Origin of the sequence: Winogradskyella sp. PC-19, from assembly GCF_002163855.1 — a bacterium.
In the GTDB taxonomy this organism is placed as follows: Bacteria; Bacteroidota; Bacteroidia; order Flavobacteriales; family Flavobacteriaceae; genus Winogradskyella.
The window spans coordinates 1,692,337-1,710,430 of the sequence record NZ_CP019332.1 but is presented as its reverse complement, the minus strand read 5'-3'; the positions used below and the strand labels follow the sequence as shown (position 1 = coordinate 1,710,430).

Sequence of the window (18,094 nt, the reverse complement as noted above, 5' to 3'; positions counted from 1 at the left end):
AAATGCTAAAACGGTACTTTCTCGTTTGTATTCTTACTATATGTTTTGTAGCTAAAACTAACGCACAAGACTTTTCGGCTTTGTGGCAAGATTATTTTTCGTTTTTTGATATAGTCGACGTTACAAGAAGTGATTTTAAAATATATGCTGCATCAGAAAATGTAATTTTTAGTTATGATGTCAATTCAAATGAAGTTGAAAAAATAACCACTATTCAGGGACTTTCTGGCGAATTAATTTCTACAATAGAATTTAGCGAAGAGAATCAACTTCTTTTAATTGGTTATAAGAATGGTCTTATCGAGGTTTATTTCGAGTCTGACAAAAGTGTACTCACCATTGTAGATATATTAGAAAAAGAAAGTATAGACCCAAGTACCAAAGCAATTAATGATTTTAATGAAGATAATGGATTTGCATATATCTCTACAGACTTCGGTATTTCAGTATACGATTTAGAGCGTTTAGAGTTTGGAGACACCTATTTTATAGGAAATAATAACACCCAAATCCCCGTAGAGAAAACAACTGTATTCAATGACTTCATTTACGCTGCTTGTAATAGCGGAAATGGTATAAGAAAAGGAGCACTGACAAATCCAAATTTAATAGATTCGAATCAATGGCAAACTATTACAGGAGGAAGTTATGTGTCTATTGAAACTGTCGAGAATCGTCTTTATGGTTTACGTACAGATAGAAATCTTATAGAGTTTGTAAACGACGCATTGACACCTGTTTTTAATTTTAGCGTTCTGCCCTTAGATTCTGAAGCAGTAGATGGGCAACTATTATACACAACACCAGACTCAGTATTTATATTCAATTCAGCAGCTAGTTTAACAGCTCAGATAAATCAAACAGCAGAATACGATACTAATTTTGCTTCGGCGGTAAGTTTAGATTCAGATATTTTTATAGCGACAAGTAATTTCGGTGTATTACAAACTAATATTAATGATTTAGTAACTTTTAACGAAATAAGACCAGATGGCCCGTTGTTGAATAATGGTTTTAGAATTCAGGCTTTCAGAAATGGCCTTTGGGTGACTTTTGGCGAACATACTAATCTTTTAAACCCTTATCCTTTAAATAGTAGAGGTATTAGTATTTTAAGAGACGAACAATGGAATAATAAGCCTTTTGAAAGTCTTTTAGGTATGCGTGAATTGAATAAAATCACTATTAATCCAGAAAATCCAAATCAGGTGTTTGTAAGTTCTTTTATAGATGGAATGCTTGAATTTAATAATTTTGAGGCGACAAACTTTTTTGATGAAACGAATAGTCCGCTACAATCTTTAATAATTCCGTCACTTCCCGATTTAGTAGATATTAGAACTGGGGCATCAGCTTTTGATGATGAAGGTAATTTATGGAATATGACTAGTAGAGTTGACTTAGCTTTAAAGTCATATAACCCATCAAGTCAACAATGGCGAACTTTTAGTTTTGAGAATTTTATCGTAGACCCAGTTTTTGACGAATTAGGTTTTTATGATTTGGCTGTTGATAATAATACAGATACTAAATGGATAGCCTCATTATCCAATGGACTTATTGCGTTTAACGAGAATGAGAGTCCAACTATAAAGCAAATAAAAGATGAAACAGAAGGTCTGCCAACAACAAGGGTACGAACTCTAGCGTTAGATAACTCAGGACAGTTATGGATAGGTACTACTTTTGGTCTGAGAGTTTTATTTAATACATCAGGCTTTTTTGAAGATGAAGATGTTGTTGTAGAGCCAATTATATTTCTTGAGGATGGCCTAGCTAGAGAGTTATTAGAGAGTCAAACTATTACGGATATTGAAGTAGATGGCTCTAATAATAAGTGGATAGGGACATTTGACTCAGGAGTTTTTTACGTCACTCCTAACGGGCAATCTACTATTTATCATTTCACAAAAGATAATTCGCCATTACCTACAAATGCAATTAACGATATTTCTATTGACGATAGTAACGGTACCGTATATTTTTCAACACCAAACGGATTATTATCTTTCAGAGCTGGTGGTTCAGCTACTGTTGAAGAGCTTTCAGACGCTTACGCGTATCCAAATCCGGTAAGACCAGAGTATAATATTCTTGGGGCTAATGATTTAAATGATATTAATAAAGGTGTAAAGATTGTAGGACTTACCGAAAATGTAAACGTAAAAATTACTGATGTTACAGGCAATCTTGTTGCCGAAGCACAATCAAGAGTCAATAGACGAAATTCTAATTTAAGAACAAACTTTGCTATTGATGGAGGAACTGGAATTTGGAACGGAAAAAATTTAGCAAACAACATAGTCGCATCAGGAGTATATCTTATAATTATTAATGATTTGGATACTTTTGAAAGTAAAATACTGAAACTTCTTATAATTAGGTAATCATAATAATTATGATTATAAAATCACACATTATTATTTTAAGTAAGATCAAGTATAAAGACTATGACCTTATAGTTCGTGCGTATACAAAACATCGAGGCGCAGTGAGTTATCTTGTCAAAGGCGGCTTAAAATCTACAAAAGCAAGTCGGAGTAAGAGTGTTTATTTTCAGCCATTAATGCAACTATCTGTTGAAGAAAATTACAAGCCTAATCAGTCTTTACAATATCTAAAGGATATCAAGTTGAGTTATATTTATAAAACACTTCATACTAATGTTTATAAAAGTGCAATAGTATTGTTTTTGTCAGAATTACTATCTAATATTCTAAAAGAAGAGGAGCAAAATGAAGACTTATTTCATTTCATTGAAATCGCATTTCAGTATTTAGACAATGATGAACATTATGCTAATTTTCATATTCTTTTTTTATTGAAGTTATCAAGATACTTAGGGTTTCAGCCTGATGATTCTCAAGGTCAATCTAACTTTTTTAACCTACAGTCTGGTTCTTTTGAAGCATTTTCAACAGGGAGTTATTCTGTTTCAGGAAAAAATTTAACACTACTAAAACAAATGCAAGGCATAAATTTTGATGCCTTATCTTCTGTAATGATGAATGCCAAAGAACGTCAAGACTTTTTAAGTATGCTATTGTTATATTTTGAGTTACATTTGGAGGGTTTTAAAAGACCAAAATCATTAACTGTTTTAAGCGAAGTTTTTCGCTAGTAAATTTACTACCGTATTGAATTTTATGAAATTTAAAATCATAGCTCTAATGCTTACTCTGTGTACGTTTTTTACCTACGCACAAACGGTTATTGTAAAAGATGCCGGCTCATCAGAACCTATTCCTGGAGTTGTACTTTATAATTTAAAAAAAACAAAATCTGTAGTCACAGACATTGATGGAATAGCTGAATTAAAGATTTTTGATGAAAACGAGATTATTATTTTTCAGAGTTTTTCATTTAAAAAAGTTCAATTTTCAAAAACCGAGATAGCTAATAAAAACTATGAAATCTTAATGGTTTCAGACGTCGAAGGCTTAAACCAAGTTATAATTTCAGCAACAAAGTTCGAGCAAAGTAAAAGAGATATACCTCAACGTATTGTTAGTCTTAGTGCAAAAGATATACTTCAGGCAAATCCGCAAACAAGCGCAGATGCATTAGCCTTGTCTGGAAATATATTTGTTCAAAAAAGTCAATTGGGAGGAGGAAGCCCCATAATAAGAGGTTTTTCGACAAATAGATTATTAATTGCTGTTGATGGTGTTAGGATGAATAATGCAATTTTTAGAGGCGGAAATGTTCAGAATGTTATATCCATAGATCCATTTACAATTAATAATACAGAAGTAACACTTGGTGCTGGCTCTGTCGTTTACGGTAGTGATGCTATTGGTGGTGTTATGAGTTTCTACACTCAAAAGCCACAGTTATCATATAAGGATGAGCTGTTTTTAAAAGCAAATGCAATAACACGTTATTCATCAGCAAATAACGAAAAAACAATTCATGCCGACGTAAACTTAGGTTATCAAAAATGGGGTTTTTTAACTAGTATAAGCTATTCCGATTTTGGAGATTTAAGAATGGGTAGTAACGGGCCACAAGATTATTTAAGAACTCAGTTTGTTCAATCATTTAATGGAACAGACATATTGGTAGATAATCCAGAACCTTTAGTTCAAAACCCAACAGGATATAATCAGATAAACTTAATGCAAAAAGTGCACTACGAACCTGAAGATAATTTAAAATTTGATTTAGGCTTGCATTATTCAGCTACTTCTGAATATGGTAGATATGATAGATTAATAAGACCAGGAGGCAACGGTTTGCGATCAGCTGAATGGAATTATGGACCACAAAAATGGTTTATGGGTAATTTTACAGTGACTAAATTGAGCAGTAACTCTAATTTTTATGACAAAATAAAAGCGACTACAGCTTATCAAAATTTTCAAGAAAGTAGAATAGATAGAAATTTTCAATCCGAAATTAGAAGAACACGAAGTGAAACAGTTGATGCATTATCATTCAATCTTGATTTAGAGAAGCAATTAGATAACAAGTCAAGCCTATTTTATGGATTGGAATATTTGTATAATATGGTAGGTTCAGAAGGTTTTGAAACAAATATTATAACAAATCAGAATTCAGCTTCATTATCTCGTTATCCAGATGGGTCTACTTGGCAATCTATAGCAGCTTATACAAGTTATAAGTATAGACCAAATGATAAATTTGTATTTCAGTCTGGTATTAGATATAATCATATTATTGCCAATGCAGATTTTACAGACAATAACACTTTTTTAAATCTTCCTTTTAATACTACAGAAATAAATTCGGGAGCACTAACTGGAACTGCAGGGATTAGATGGATTCCTAGCAAGATGATAGAGTGGAGTTTTAATGCATCTACTGCATTCAGAGCACCAAATATTGATGATATAGGTAAGGTTTTTGATTCAGAACCCGGATCAGTTGTTGTTCCTAATAACGGGTTGAAATCTGAATATGCTTATGGTGCTGAGTTGGGTCTGAAACTTAATTTTGATGATTGGGTAAAGTTAGATATGGCAACATATTACACTTTTTTAGATAATGCACTTATACGAAGAAATTCAACACTAGATGGTCAAAACGAGATTGTTTATGATGGTGAGTTAAGTACAGTACAATCTATACAAAATGCATCAAAAGAAAATATTTATGGTTTTGAAGTTGGAGTAGAAATTAACTTTTCTGAAAATTTAAGAGTTACATCTAAGTATAATATTATAGGAGGTATCGAAGAAGATAATAACACAGAAAATCCTATAAGACATATAGCACCAGATTTTGGGCTTACAAATATTGCTTGGAAATATAGAAAATTCAAGTTTGATTTTTATGCCAGTTATAATGGAGAATTATCCTTTGAAGATTTAGCTCCATCAGAAATTAGTAAAGATTTTCTTTATGCTAAGGACGAAAATGGAAATCCATTCTCACCATCGTGGTATACACTAAATTTAAGAGCTCAATATAAAGTTAATGATAGTTTTGATATTACTGGAAGTCTAGAGAATATAACTGATCAACGCTATAGACCTTATTCTTCTGGTATGTCAGGTGCAGGAAGAAACCTTATAATATCAGCTAAATATAGCTTATAAAAAAAGCCCTTTCGTATCTGAAAAGGCTTTTTAATATTAAATAAGTTTTTTTTATTTCTTAATTGCTTTTTTTGAAATTACTTGCCCATTAGATAAAGTAACTTTAGCGATATATACTTGAGTAGTTAAGTTAGAAAGGTTAAATACTTCTGTTGAAGTATTACCCTCTAGATTATAAACTAAACGTCCCTGTAAATCATATATCAGAATAGATTCGATAGTATGTATGTTATTCTTTACACTAAATTCGACATTGTCTTTATCGAATTCTACTATAGATAATCGATTTTTAGCTATTATTTCATCATCAATAGAAAGGGCTGCATTATTGAATATGATTTCAAAACGCTCATCAAAACTACCGCCATCAGAATTAAAAGTATAACTAGATTCACCCAAGTTGTGAACCATATTCAAATCATTATCTTTTAAGTAAATTGGATTAGTAGAAAGAAAATCACCTTCTTTTTTTACGATTTCAAGAGTATAAGTTTCGTTAGTTGAGATATATGCTCCAAAACCAATTTTAATAACTTCGTCTTCAGTTAAGCTACTTTTGGCTTTACCTTGAATAACATAAAAGCCATTACCTTCAGTATCTAAAGAGTATAAAACACCTGCATTACCAGCATAATTTCTGAATGTATCAATAGCATTTCCGTCGTAATCATCAGTTGCAAAATCTGCATATGCTACTGATATTTGACTGTAAATACCAACATCAGAACTTAAGTTAATATTTAATTTTTCTATTGCGTTATTAGTATTTTGAGCGTTAGATGTTCTATAAAATTCAGTATTCACACCATTTCCACTTACACGCATACTGTTGGTGAATACAACATCTCCGCTAGAAGCTGAAGGTATAAAGAATGCTTGTCCCGATGGTATTTGCCTTGATGGTGCAGCAGTAGTTCCGTTACCTGATTCGCTAATCGCATTTATAGTGATATAATCATTTTGATTATAATTAAGGACTTCATTACCTGCATTGCCTGCGTCTACAGGATTTACTTGCGACCACATATATAACACTTCATAAACAGTGTTATTTCCTGGTGCAACAGTTCCATTTTCAGTAAAGAAAGCATCAACATCTATTGCTGATGGATAAGGATTACCAATAAGATTCCAGTGTAGACCATTTGCAGTATTATTAACAACTGGGTATGTAATATCACCAGTATTATATGGGCCACTAAAAATATAACCATAGCCAACTCCAGGGAAAATAAAACCTGGCTCGTTATGGCTACCAGCAAAACCTTGACCAGGAGTCATAGGGAAATCGCCTTGTTCTCTGGTCCATGCGTTCGCATCATCGTCTAAACTATCACCATTTGCATCTAAATAATTATTGGCATTAAACCAAAATACACGACTACTGTCAAATAAAGCTCCGTCAGTACTTTCGCCTTGAACAGGAGAACTCCAATAGGTTAGACTATACCAATAAGCTAGAGGAGATGTCGTTTTGCTAACATTAGAACTTCCTAAAGATGCTAAAGCGAATACACCTGCTGTCGCACCATCTCCGTTTTGAACAAAACTTCCTTCAGTTTCTGTTGTAATACTAGCATTATTATTTACAGCTACATCATTTTCTATCTCAATAAAGTCACCATTACTAACAATGAGAGTAAATCCATCGTTAATAACTAAGCTACATGCAGTAAAACTTGGAGTAGTAGCACTAGTTGTGTAATCACCGTTTAGAATGGCTTCTGTAGAGCTGTTAGGAATACCAGCACTCCAGTTAGTACCATCCCATGTGGTTGAGCTAGAACATTTATCAACAGAGATGCAAATGTTATCAAATATTGCTGTTGCATTTGCTTGAGTAGCATGATTCCACACTGCAGCAATATGATTTAGAGCAGTACCTGTATGAGTTGTATTTACAATGTTACCAATAGAGTTAGTATTATCTAGAGAGCTTGGACTACTAAAATTTCCTGAATCATCTCTGACAAATAATTCCCAAGTATCAGTTGCTGGGTCGTAAGTTACTTTAATACTTAAATAATTATTGCCAAAGTCAACTGCTCCTGTGATAATATCTGTCAAGTTTCCATTTAAATCAAGACCGTTTGAATAACTAACTAGTCTAACATTGTCTGTAGCACCTGACTGACCTAGTACTACAGCATAACCATCGCCTTGAGTTAAATCACTGTCTGATGCCCCCAACACAAAAGCAACACCATAATTACTTGAATTAAAACCAGAAGGATTTCCTCGACTTTGTCTCATGTTAAATTCCCAGTTTATAGAATTCGTTAATGTGTTTAGAGTCGTATTGTAACTTCCAGATACATCTTGATGAACGTAATCTAATGCCGTTGCTCCACCAGTAGCGATACTTAATCTACTATTGATTATAGATGAGTTGCCGCCGACATCGGTCCATTCTGCGCCTAACGTCCCCGAACTAAAATCGTCTGATACATTACAAGTAGGAGCTGGGAAAGTATTTATAGAGCCATTAATTTCAATATTGTTACTAGGGCCATCAAATCGTCCGTTACCATTTGTATTTTCTGAATACCCATATAATCTATAAGTAATGGCATCAGTATTTTGTAATTGATTAACATTAAAAGTAATATCCTGAACTGAATTAACATCAGCTAAAGTGATTTCTGCATCTATATTAGTTGCATAAGCGTCTAAACTACTTCTTAAGGCTATAGCTGTTAAACCATTGTTAGACCTTTGTAAATCAAAATTAATTGTAGTGACATTATAAGAAAATCCACCAGTAGGAGCAGGTATAGTAAATTCTACATAATCATCATTTGCTATTGCATCTGCAATATCAATTGTCGACCAGTTTATTGAATTAAAACTATTATTATTTGCTGCAGCTGTTAGGCCAATACCTCTCGAAATAGTAGATAGACCTAGGGCAATATCATTAAAATCTGAGTTTGCTGTAACTTCGTCGCCAACGTTTCCTTGAAAATCAAAAGTGAGTATTTGTCCATAGCTGAAAGAAGAAAATATTAACAGTAGGATAAATAATTTAAGTATTTTTTTAATCATAGCGATTTGGTATTTTAATCACATTATAAACAAAGTAAGGAATTTACATTCTATTTTTACACTATGAACCCTCAAAAAACCTATTCTCTCGATGAAGCGCAGAAACTGCTTGAAAATTACTGTGCTTATCAAGAACGTTGTCATAAAGATGTTACAGATAAACTTCGAAAGATGAGAATGATACCTGAGGCGATTGATCAAATTGTCGTTCATCTAATTCAACATAATTATCTCAATGAAGAACGCTTTTCTAAAGCCTTTACTCGTGGAAAATTTAGAATAAAAAAATGGGGAAAAAATAGAATAATTAGAGAATTAAAATTCAGACAAATTTCGGACTATGCTATTAAAAGTGGCTTGAAAGAAATTGACTTAGATGACTATTATAAAACACTACAAGAATTAACTGAAAAACGAATAAGTCAAGTCAAAGAAAAAAACGTTTATAAAAAAAGAAAGAAAGTTGCAGATTATTTATTGTATCGAGGATGGGAATCTAACTTGGTTTATGAGAAAATAAATGAATTAATCAATTAATAACACTGTGAAATATCTAAATCTGATACTAATTTGCCTTTTGCTTTCATGTAATCCTAAAGAGAAACAATCTCAAAAAAAAGACATAAATAACGTAGCGGACACTGAAATAATTCAATCAAGCGAGGCATTAGCGTTTTTTAATAATTTAAAAAAACTTTGTGGAAAATCGTTTGAAGGTAGATTAATTACTCCAAAAAATGACGAACAATTTGGAAGCAAACGTTTAGTAATGCATGTTAGGATTTGTGATGAAGAGACCGTTAAAATACCATTTTTTGTTGGAGATGATAAATCACGAACGTGGATATTGACTTTAAAAAATAATAGAATTTCACTAAAACATGACCATAGGCATAAAGACGGAACAGATGATGAAATAACAATGTATGGTGGTATTACAACTAATAGTGGACAAGTAAATATACAAGCGTTTTCTGCTGACGAAGAGATTAAAAAAATGATTCCTGCCGCATCAACCAACTTATGGTGGATAACACTAGATGATAATGCATTTACTTACAATCTAAGAAGATTGGGTACTGACCGTCTATTTACCGTTAGTTTTGATTTGAATACTATTATAGAAAACCCAGATGCACCCTGGGGTTGGAAAGATTAGTTAGATTTATTAGTCCTTACAATAGCCTGTTCATTCTTCCAATCAATCCATTTTTGACCCTTTATTCTTCGCATAACATTATCAAAACTTCGCATTATGAACACATTGTAGATTGCTTTGCCTAAATTTTTAGGATTACGAGCGATAGCTCGTAAACTCATAGAAAATCCAGGAGTTATATATTTCATGTGATGCCAAAAGCCCTCAGGCATGTATAAAACTTCACCATGATTAAGATTACAAATCCAACCTTTAGCATTTTTAAGACCAGGCCATTTATCAAAATCAGGATTATCAAAATCAATATCTTCTCGAGTAATTAGAGAATGCGGAATTTTATATAGATGTTTGTTCTGTTTTTGGTCAAACAAGATGCATTGTTTTTCACCTTCAAAATGAAAATGAAAAATGTTAGCTAAGTCAATATCGTAATGCATAAAAGTATGCGAATCTCTACCGCCAAAAAATAACATGGGTAGGCTTTTCATAAGTCTAATTCCAAAGTCTGGAAAGCTAAAATCTTTTTGAAGTTGAGGTACCTCTTTTAAGATATTCCATAGAAAAATACGGTATTTAGTAGGTTCACGTTTTAGTAAATCTACATAATCGCTCATCTTCATAGTGGCATGAGCTTCATTAAAACCATCTTTGTAATCTACTGGTCTGTCATCATAAAGCGGCACTGTAATATCTCCAGCAACTTCCTTCATGTAATCTAGACTCCATTTAGAGTAAGCAGGCCAGTCTTCTATATAACGCTCAATAACCACTGGCTTTTGTGGCTTAAAGTAGTGTTTTATAAAATCTTCTTTGGTTATAGTTTGTACTCTAGATATGTCTTGTAGATTCAACTTCAACTTCAAATAGTTTAAACTTCAAATTTAGTAAAACGACTTTAAATTTAAATAATTGTAACAAAATACCCAATCGAATTAGTTATAACCATTTAGATTCTTTTTCTGTAGCATCAAGAATATCTACATCAAGCAAATTTCCTATATCCTTTGCTTTTTTAAATGCGTCTTCGATATCATAAGTTCTGTAAGCCTCAATCCGCTTATTATTCTCATAAAATAAATTTAGCTTAATCACTTCCGTTTTTACATTTGCTTCTGCAGATGTCTGTCTTAATGTTGTAGTCTCGGTTGTTCTAAAAACGGATAAGTATTCTATTTCTGGTAACGGTTGCCACTTGCCTATGGTAACCCTAAAATAGACTTTGTCTTTCGGTATTTTCTATCTGTAAAATCGAATTCGGAGCCTTCAATTAAAAGCATAAAAATACCAAAACCAATAATTATAAAAGCTCTATAAGTTGAAAAAAATGAGTATATACCCACAGCCAAAAGGAGTGATCCTAAAATAGACTTCCACAGAGGAAGTTTTCTTTTAAAAATAAAATTATTCATTTATATTTATTGAAAAAACGCCACCCAATCGGGTAGCGTTTTAAGGTTATGATTTAATCTTCAGACTTTTCAATTGTAGCATCATCAGCTTCAATCTCCTTTTTGTCTTTTCCTTTAAGATACTCTGGTAAATCCATACCAGCCATGTTAAACATTTCTTGTAATGGTGGTACCGATTTGTACATTCCTGATATAAAGTTAGACGTTGAAGACTTGCCATCTTTTCCGCCACCGTTTTCCCAAACAGTTACCTTATCTATCTTAATATTCTTAATAGCTTCGGCTTGTGTTTTAACCAATTCTGGTAATTTATCAGCAATTAATAAAAGTACAGCATCTTTAGAGTTGTTGCCAGCAGCTTTGACAATTTCATCAAGTCCAGCAGCTTGTTTGGTTAAGACTTCGTAAAGTCCTTTTGCTTCGGCTTGTGCTTTAAATAATATTGCATCAGCTTCACCTTTTGCTTTTCTTCTAATACGTTCAGCTTCAGCTTCAGCATCAATTTCCACTTTCTTTTTATCAATTTCAGCAGGTACAATAATATCAGCCATTTGAGAAGAACGCTCTCGTTCAGCTCTGGCAAGTTCTGCTTGTTGCTCAGCTGCATAAGATTCTTCTAGTGCTTTTGCAGATTGAACTTTTTCTGCAGCTATAGCTACACGCTCAGCTTCAGCTTCGCGTTGACGACGTAAAGAATCTGAATTTGCAACCGAAATTTTCGCCGCATTTTCACCTTCAACAGCTTGAGCATTTGCTGCAGCAACCTGTGTTCTTTCATCTTGTACAGCGTTTGCTTCACCAATAGAACCATCTCTAGTTTTCTCTGCTACTGATTTACGAGCTGCGTTTATAGCATGCGCTGCAGCTTCTTTACCAAGAGCTTCGATATAGCCAGATTCGTCAACAATATCTGTAATGTTTACGTTAATTAATTTCAATCCAACCTTTTTTAGCTCGGTTTCAACAGATTGTGAAATATTAGCTAAAAACTTATCACGGTCGTTATTAATTTCTTCTATATCCATTGATGCAACCACTAAACGTAATTGACCAAATATGATTTCTTGTGCTAAATCTTGGATTTCGTTTTGTCCCAATCCTAATAAACGTTCTGCTGCATTTTGCATAACGCCAGGCTCAGTTGAAATACCAATGGTAAAGCGAGATGGTACATTAACACGAATATTTTGTTTAGAGAGTGCATTAACCAGATTAACCTCGATAGAAATTGGTGTTAAATCTAGGAATTCATAATCTTGAATTACCGGAAGAATAAAAGCAGCACCACCATGAATACACTTGGCTGATTGTCCACCACCAACTTTACCATATACAACTAGAATACGGTCAGATGGACAACGTTTGTAACGTTTTATAAGGATTATAATAGTCAATAAGACAAATAGGACTACAAAAATGAGTAGCATTGGTCCGCCGAGCCCTTCCATAATATTTTCTTGAAGTAGAATGTTGAGTAATTTCATATAGTTATATTTTTAAGATGGTTATTAATTTTTATTGTTCTATTAGATTACCGTCATCAATTTGAGACGGCTCAATGGGTTTACGGGTTTGGTCTACGATAAGGATTCCGTTTGAAGTCACGTCTACAACTTTTATAATTGTACCTGATTTTAAATCGGTTAACGCATCTGTGAGTGCATCAAGTTCGCGAACTGTACCTTGTACGTTAACACTTACTTTACCCATGCTAGATCTGTCACCTCCAATGGTCAAATATACTTCACCAATTGCGTCAATAGCATTTTTGTAATTTAATGTACCACTGTCCGATAGCCTACTTATGAAGTAGAAGAGCGTCGCCATAATAAGCATCATCACTAATCCACAAATAATAGAAACAATAATAGTTATAGGTTTTGATACACCTGCATCTAGGCAAGCAATACCGCTCCAACCAAAAATGGTAAAAAAGCCGACAAGATTTTTAAAGCTTATGAACTGAAAACCTGCACCTACATCACCATCAAAATCTGCATCTACATCTCCAATATCATCAGCGTCACCACCGGCAAATGCCATTATCATAACGATAGTGAATATTACTGAGCCAACAAGTGCAATACTCCAATATACTTTTGCAAAAAGTTCTAAATTAGAAAACCAGTCTATCATAATTACAAGGCTTTAGATGAGTTAATAAATATACAACCGAAAATTAGTTTTTGATTGTAGAAATGAAAGTTATTATGCATGAGTTATGCCGTCAAAAAAGTCATGCAGTCTTAGTTATAGGTGCACGTTTTTTTCTGTTAGACAGAAAAGGTTTTGAAGTTTTTGATGGTTAATCAATACTAAATTGAGCTTAAGAAATAAATAGCTCAATTTGCTTTCAAGATATATGTAGCTAAAATCTGAGTTTTGTTACAGATAACTGAATAATTATTTATGGATTGCTTAAATAAAAAAGCCTGAAAGATGATGTTCTTTCAGGCTTAATCTTTTATTATAAAGTATTATTTAAACGTGTATCGTAATCCGAATAATATATTACTCGGAGGCATTGGTACAAATCCAGCTTCAATATAATCTGCATCGAAAATATTACTTGCTGTTACAGTAAGTTCCATTTGCTTTAATTGAATAGCTAATGAAGCATCCCAAACATTGTAGGTTTGTCCTGTAGTACGTTCTGCATATTTATAAACGATATTTTGACGTACATTTTTAAATAGTTGTGTACTTAATCTCGTGATATATTGATGCCTCAGCGTATTTAAAGAGTAACGTGATAAATCTGGATTTTGATCCATAATATTGTCATCTAAATAAGAATATCCGAAAGCTAAAGTTTGATTAAAGTCTTTAATTTTGAAATTATACGATGCATCGAACTCGACACCTTGGGTATTAACATCTCTTATATTTGTCGCAGTAAAAATGCCATTAGTCGTATTTGGTCTAATATAATCGATAAGATTTTCTGCATCTCTATTAAATACAGCTACCGATGCGTTAAATTTAGGCGAAAAATATTTTAAACCAACTTCTTGAGAAAAAGCTTCTTCGGGTTCTAAATCTGGATTTCCTTGTGTTGCTGGGTCACTATAAAATAAATCTGTGTAAGTTGGAATTCTGTATGTATAACCAACATTTCCGTAAGCTCTTAAATTATCTGTAATAGAGTAACCGATATCGATACCAGGGAAAGCATTAAACTTAAAATCTGTAAAATATGTTGCAGCTACACCAGGTGTGATATCTAATTTGCCATCTGCTAATTTAAAACGGTGTTCTAAAAACGCTGTCGCCATAAAACGATTTCTGTTACCTAAGTTATTACTTCTTAAGTCTACTTTAGCTAAGTCTAAACCAAAACCAGTAATACCTAAATCCGAAACGTATGAAGCGTTAGCTTCAGCACCAACTTTGTTTGAAACGTGAAAGTTTCTAAAAAAAGCAGGTTCAAAACGTCTTAATAAAAACATATCTTGATTACGTCTCCAATAGATGCGAGGAGATACTTTAAACTTATCGTTTTTAAAAGTTGTTGTAAACGCTAGTAAACTATTTTGTGTTTCTTCATATTCATTGAAAGTAGGATTGGTAGTATAAAAGTTTTCTGCACCAAACTTACGCTCCATAAACGTAGCAATCATTTGAATAGGCTGTTTGTCTTCATTGAAGGTGCTTTTTATAAAATAGTTGGCATTATCGTAATCTGAGTTATTTCTGTATCCTTCAGAAGTCACACGACCAATATGAACAATATGCGAGGAGTTTTCTAAATCTATACCAGCTGTAATGTTTCCGTTTAACTGACCAAAAGATCCTGTTTCAATATTAGCAGAAACAGTATTCTCTATATTTTTTTTGGTTACAATATTTATTGCACCAGTAAATGCGTTTTGTCCAAAAACTCTGGCAGCTGGTCCTTTTACGATTTCAATGCGCTCAATAACCTCAATTGGTAATGCTGCATTCATGGTATGATGACCTGTTTGTGCATCGTCCATTTTAATACCATCAATAAGCAATAAAGTTTGGTCAAATCCGCCACCGCGAATAAACAAATCGGCTTGACTTCCGCCAGTACCGCGACGTCTAATATCTACACCAGCTACTTGCTGTAATAGGTCCGCAACATTTACGGCAGCACTATTTTTAATATCTGCTTTGGTAATAATGTTTATGGTTCTCGAATTTTTTTTGAATGGTAAATCTATACGAGCAGAAGTCACAATAACTTCTTTTAATGTGTCTGTTTCTATTTCAGATTTTTCTTGTGCATTTATTTGCAGCGCGGAAACTAACATTATAGCAATACAATAGATAGTATTTTTCATCATTTTATTTTTTATGAATAGGTAAATATAACTTTTGCAAAAGTCGTAACTTTCCGGACGATTAAACTAGTCCAGTTTTAAAATAATGAATAGTCCGGTTAAACAAATCATAAAACAACTTGTTTCTTATGATAAAAGTAACATTCAGCCTTTATACATTCAGGTAGCTCAACAAATCATAAATGCAATACAGCGTGGCTATTTGGTTGAAGGTAGTAAGTTACCAGGAACACGTATTTTGAGTAACACATTACATATTCATCGGAATACAGCTGTGGCTATTTATGAAGAATTAGCATCACAAGGTTGGGTAAATATTATTGCAAACAAAGGCACTTTTGTTTTAATACCAGATGAAAATTCTACAAAGATTAAAGCTTCAGGTCAAAAGATAAATGAAGCTTACGATTACCCTGAAAACTCAGGGTTTCCGTTTCAGCAGTCTCTTAATTTGGCTTCGACCGAAGATAAAACAAACTCGAAGTACATAATTAATGATGGTAAGCCCGATTTACGTTTACATCCAACCCACCAATTTTCACGTTGGTATGCTGCCGCGATGAAACGAAAATCTCTTATTAATAAATGGAATACAACGCATATCGAATTGGTTTCGGTATTCAAAACACAGCTTTGTAATTATTTAAATGCCACGCGTGGTTTTAGAATTTCATCTAAGAATATCGTCAATACGAGAAGCGCTGAAATGAGTTTGTATATCGTATCACAACTCTTAATTCAACCACAAGATGTAGTTTTGGTAGGTCAGTTAAGTAACTATGCGTCTAATATGATATTTCAGCAGGCAGGTGCGACGATAAAAACCGTACCAATCGATGATGATGGTTTGGATGTTGATTATATAAAAAAGCACTTCCATAAAAAAAGTATAAGATGTGTCTACGTCAATGCAAATAGAAACTATCCAACTACAGTAACGCTGAGCGCAAAGCGAAGATTACAGTTATTACAATTAGCTAAAGATTACGGCTTTGCCATTATAGAAGATGATTTTGATAATGATTTTCAGTTTGATGGTTCAGCTATGTTACCTATGGCAACTGCAGACACAAGCGGTATGGTTATTTATCTGGGGAAGTTGGGTCAATCTTTATTTCCAAGTTTTCATACAGGATTTATAGTTGCTCCAGATAATCTTGTTTCAGAGGCTAAAAACTATCTTCAGTTACTAGATAAGCAGGGTGATTTAATACAAGAGCAAATACTGTCCGAGTTGATTTCTGAAGGTGAAATATACCGACTTAAAAAGAAGAATAGTATCACTTATAAGAGACGACGTGATTGTATATGTCATTTTTTGGAACACTATTTTAGAGGTATCATAAGATTTAAAGTACCTTCTGGAGGTTTGGCGATATGGCTTCAATTTGAAGATAATATGTCACTAATTAAACTCTCTGAGGAAGCTAAAAAATTAGACGTATTCTTGCCAAAAACCATCTTATATCAAGACAAAAGCACTTGTGCCATACGTTTTGGTTTTGGACATTTAAATGAAACTGAGATTGAAGTTGTAATTAAAAAACTAAAACAAGTTTATAACAATCTCCTTAATTCTTAATAGGAAATGTCGTCTTACAATTTTCACATTGGTATTGATAACGTGTACTAAAAGGCAATGTGCCGAATAGAAAACCAGTAATAAAGGCAAAGAAAGATTTAAAATCCGAAATAGTGCTAAATAACTCTACGCGGTTCTGACCACAACTGGGGCAAATAATAGGATTACCATCATTATCCAAAGAATAGGCTTTTATAGATTGTAAAATATCCATTGCAGCAGTTTTGTCTTTTGCCAAAACTTTAAGCTTTACACCACCAATAGCCTGACTTACCAATGGGTCAGTGTCAATAGTAAAGTTATCTCTTAAAAATACTTCGATGCCATCTGCCTCCAAACGTCCTTTTATGATTTGAGCTTCTGATGTGTATTGAAATTTGGCAATAGTAACAAAGGTTTGTTCCATTTATTTTAATCTATGTATTCAATTTTGTTAGTTTGGCGATATATCGTTTTATTAATCCATCTATGATAACCACGTTCTCTAGCATCTAGTAAGTCAATCTCTAATTTTTCAGCAAAGAAAAAAGCCTTTTCGACCACAGCTTCAATATCTTCATCAACGAATAGATTTATAATTTTGTTTTTACTATGCCACAAATTAACTTCATAACCATTTTCAGTAGAGAATACAGAAATATATTTTAAGTTTTTTAAAGTTTTCCACTTCTTTTTAATAGAAATTGGGCCAATGCGTTGTTCGTATTTTATTTTTTTATGGCTAAAATTAAGATGAATTGATTTCCTAGATAAATAAGGAATAACCATCCAATTAAATACCACAAGAGTTAAAAGTAATAGTTTGATAATGTAATTTGTAAAATCTTCTTTATTTAAAAAGTAGTACACTATAGTTGTGTAAGTAGCCAAAATCAAAGCTAATACTATTTTTATAAAAATTGATTTTTTGGGTTCTATTATAGTGAATTCTTTTTCAATCATTATAACAAAGATACCTATTGTATTTAAAGTTTAGTTGTATAAAAATTATTGTTTTTCAATAATTTTTATATATTTGTTATCGTAAAACA

Annotated in this window: 15 protein-coding genes; 6 read left to right on the top strand and 9 right to left on the bottom strand. The window is 32.9% G+C overall.

Features of this window, described 5'->3' with window-relative positions; genetic code table 11:
• The first annotated feature begins 2 nt into the window (after nucleotides 1-2).
• From BTO05_RS07795 to BTO05_RS07785, 3 genes are read left to right on the top strand one after another with little or no spacing between them, the layout of a single operon-like run.
• Complete coding sequence (locus BTO05_RS07795; RefSeq protein WP_087492124.1) at nucleotides 3-2,387, top strand: two-component regulator propeller domain-containing protein; 2,385 nt, start codon at nucleotides 3-5, stop codon at nucleotides 2,385-2,387.
• Nucleotides 2,388-2,398: 11 nt separating this feature from the next.
• Nucleotides 2,399-3,121 carry a DNA repair protein RecO gene (gene recO, locus BTO05_RS07790; RefSeq protein ID WP_087492123.1) on the top strand — a complete coding sequence of 241 codons (723 nt, stop codon included), beginning with the start codon at nucleotides 2,399-2,401 and terminating at the stop codon, nucleotides 3,119-3,121.
• 25 nt (nucleotides 3,122-3,146) lie between these two features.
• The gene (locus BTO05_RS07785; RefSeq protein WP_087492122.1) at nucleotides 3,147-5,561 is read left to right on the top strand and encodes a TonB-dependent receptor domain-containing protein; all 2,415 of its coding nucleotides are present in this window, start codon (nucleotides 3,147-3,149) and stop codon (nucleotides 5,559-5,561) included.
• Nucleotides 5,562-5,612: 51 nt separating this feature from the next.
• Here the strand turns inward: BTO05_RS07785 and BTO05_RS07780 are convergent, their stop codons facing one another.
• Nucleotides 5,613-8,606, bottom strand: a complete 2,994-nt coding sequence (locus BTO05_RS07780; protein ID WP_087492121.1) for a T9SS type A sorting domain-containing protein — start codon at nucleotides 8,604-8,606, stop codon at nucleotides 5,613-5,615.
• A gap of 63 nt (nucleotides 8,607-8,669) precedes the next feature.
• On the opposite strand from BTO05_RS07780, the gene BTO05_RS07775 reads away from it, so the two are divergent.
• Together BTO05_RS07775 and BTO05_RS07770 are read left to right on the top strand one after the other, a co-directional pair.
• Nucleotides 8,670-9,143: a regulatory protein RecX gene (locus BTO05_RS07775; protein WP_087492120.1), complete on the top strand. Its 474-nt coding sequence runs from the start codon at nucleotides 8,670-8,672 to the stop codon at nucleotides 9,141-9,143.
• A 7-nt stretch (nucleotides 9,144-9,150) separates the two neighbouring features.
• Nucleotides 9,151-9,765, top strand: a complete 615-nt coding sequence (locus tag BTO05_RS07770; protein WP_232459719.1) for a hypothetical protein — start codon at nucleotides 9,151-9,153, stop codon at nucleotides 9,763-9,765.
• On the opposite strand, the gene BTO05_RS07765 is transcribed toward BTO05_RS07770, so the two are convergent.
• The 6 genes from BTO05_RS07765 to BTO05_RS07745 all read right to left on the bottom strand — a co-directional run bounded on the left by BTO05_RS07765 (nucleotide 9,762) and on the right by BTO05_RS07745 (nucleotide 15,481).
• On the bottom strand, nucleotides 9,762-10,622 hold the full coding sequence (locus BTO05_RS07765; protein WP_087492119.1) for a cupin-like domain-containing protein: 861 nt from the start codon (nucleotides 10,620-10,622) through the stop codon (nucleotides 9,762-9,764). The genes BTO05_RS07770 and BTO05_RS07765 overlap by 4 nt on opposite strands.
• 79 nt (nucleotides 10,623-10,701) lie before the next feature.
• Nucleotides 10,702-10,857, bottom strand: coding sequence for a hypothetical protein (locus BTO05_RS13995; RefSeq protein ID WP_157662557.1), 156 nt, complete (start codon nucleotides 10,855-10,857; stop codon nucleotides 10,702-10,704).
• Between the two features lie 104 nt (nucleotides 10,858-10,961).
• Nucleotides 10,962-11,174: a hypothetical protein gene (locus BTO05_RS07760; RefSeq protein ID WP_087492118.1), complete on the bottom strand. Its 213-nt coding sequence runs from the start codon at nucleotides 11,172-11,174 to the stop codon at nucleotides 10,962-10,964.
• Nucleotides 11,175-11,227: 53 nt separating this feature from the next.
• On the bottom strand, nucleotides 11,228-12,658 hold the full coding sequence (locus BTO05_RS07755) for a flotillin family protein (RefSeq protein WP_087492117.1): 1,431 nt from the start codon (nucleotides 12,656-12,658) through the stop codon (nucleotides 11,228-11,230).
• A gap of 31 nt (nucleotides 12,659-12,689) precedes the next feature.
• The gene (locus BTO05_RS07750; protein WP_087492116.1) at nucleotides 12,690-13,310 is read right to left on the bottom strand and encodes a hypothetical protein; all 621 of its coding nucleotides are present in this window, start codon (nucleotides 13,308-13,310) and stop codon (nucleotides 12,690-12,692) included.
• A gap of 341 nt (nucleotides 13,311-13,651) precedes the next feature.
• Nucleotides 13,652-15,481: a TonB-dependent receptor plug domain-containing protein gene (locus BTO05_RS07745; protein ID WP_198295270.1), complete on the bottom strand. Its 1,830-nt coding sequence runs from the start codon at nucleotides 15,479-15,481 to the stop codon at nucleotides 13,652-13,654.
• A gap of 85 nt (nucleotides 15,482-15,566) precedes the next feature.
• Between BTO05_RS07745 and BTO05_RS07740 the strand changes: the two genes are divergently transcribed.
• On the top strand, nucleotides 15,567-17,063 hold the full coding sequence (locus BTO05_RS07740; protein ID WP_198295210.1) for a PLP-dependent aminotransferase family protein: 1,497 nt from the start codon (nucleotides 15,567-15,569) through the stop codon (nucleotides 17,061-17,063).
• On the opposite strand, the gene BTO05_RS07735 is transcribed toward BTO05_RS07740, so the two are convergent.
• Nucleotides 17,053-17,469, bottom strand: a complete 417-nt coding sequence (locus tag BTO05_RS07735; protein ID WP_087492113.1) for a putative signal transducing protein — start codon at nucleotides 17,467-17,469, stop codon at nucleotides 17,053-17,055. The two genes, BTO05_RS07740 and BTO05_RS07735, sit on opposite strands and share 11 nt — an antisense overlap.
• 5 nt (nucleotides 17,470-17,474) lie before the next feature.
• The gene (locus tag BTO05_RS07730; protein WP_087492112.1) at nucleotides 17,475-18,005 is read right to left on the bottom strand and encodes a hypothetical protein; all 531 of its coding nucleotides are present in this window, start codon (nucleotides 18,003-18,005) and stop codon (nucleotides 17,475-17,477) included.
• Between the last annotated feature and the right edge of the window lie 89 nt (nucleotides 18,006-18,094).

Bases quoted from the DNA above. Each gene is read 5' to 3' on its own strand.
- BTO05_RS07760 (WP_087492118.1), bottom strand. From the start codon at position 11,174: ATGAATAATTTTATTTTTAAAAGAAAACTTCCTCTGTGGAAGTCTATT.
- BTO05_RS07775 (WP_087492120.1), top strand. From the start codon at position 8,670: ATGAACCCTCAAAAAACCTATTCTCTCGATGAAGCGCAGAAACTGCTT.
- BTO05_RS07730 (WP_087492112.1), bottom strand. From the start codon at position 18,005: ATGATTGAAAAAGAATTCACTATAATAGAACCCAAAAAATCAATTTTT.
- BTO05_RS07785 (WP_087492122.1), top strand. From the start codon at position 3,147: ATGAAATTTAAAATCATAGCTCTAATGCTTACTCTGTGTACGTTTTTT.
- BTO05_RS07745 (WP_198295270.1), bottom strand. From the start codon at position 15,481: ATGAAAAATACTATCTATTGTATTGCTATAATGTTAGTTTCCGCGCTG.
- BTO05_RS07780 (WP_087492121.1), bottom strand. From the start codon at position 8,606: ATGATTAAAAAAATACTTAAATTATTTATCCTACTGTTAATATTTTCT.
- BTO05_RS07740 (WP_198295210.1), top strand. From the start codon at position 15,567: ATGAATAGTCCGGTTAAACAAATCATAAAACAACTTGTTTCTTATGAT.
- recO (WP_087492123.1), top strand. From the start codon at position 2,399: ATGATTATAAAATCACACATTATTATTTTAAGTAAGATCAAGTATAAA.
- BTO05_RS07735 (WP_087492113.1), bottom strand. From the start codon at position 17,469: ATGGAACAAACCTTTGTTACTATTGCCAAATTTCAATACACATCAGAA.
- BTO05_RS07795 (WP_087492124.1), top strand. From the start codon at position 3: ATGCTAAAACGGTACTTTCTCGTTTGTATTCTTACTATATGTTTTGTA.
- BTO05_RS07755 (WP_087492117.1), bottom strand. From the start codon at position 12,658: ATGAAATTACTCAACATTCTACTTCAAGAAAATATTATGGAAGGGCTC.
- BTO05_RS07750 (WP_087492116.1), bottom strand. From the start codon at position 13,310: ATGATAGACTGGTTTTCTAATTTAGAACTTTTTGCAAAAGTATATTGG.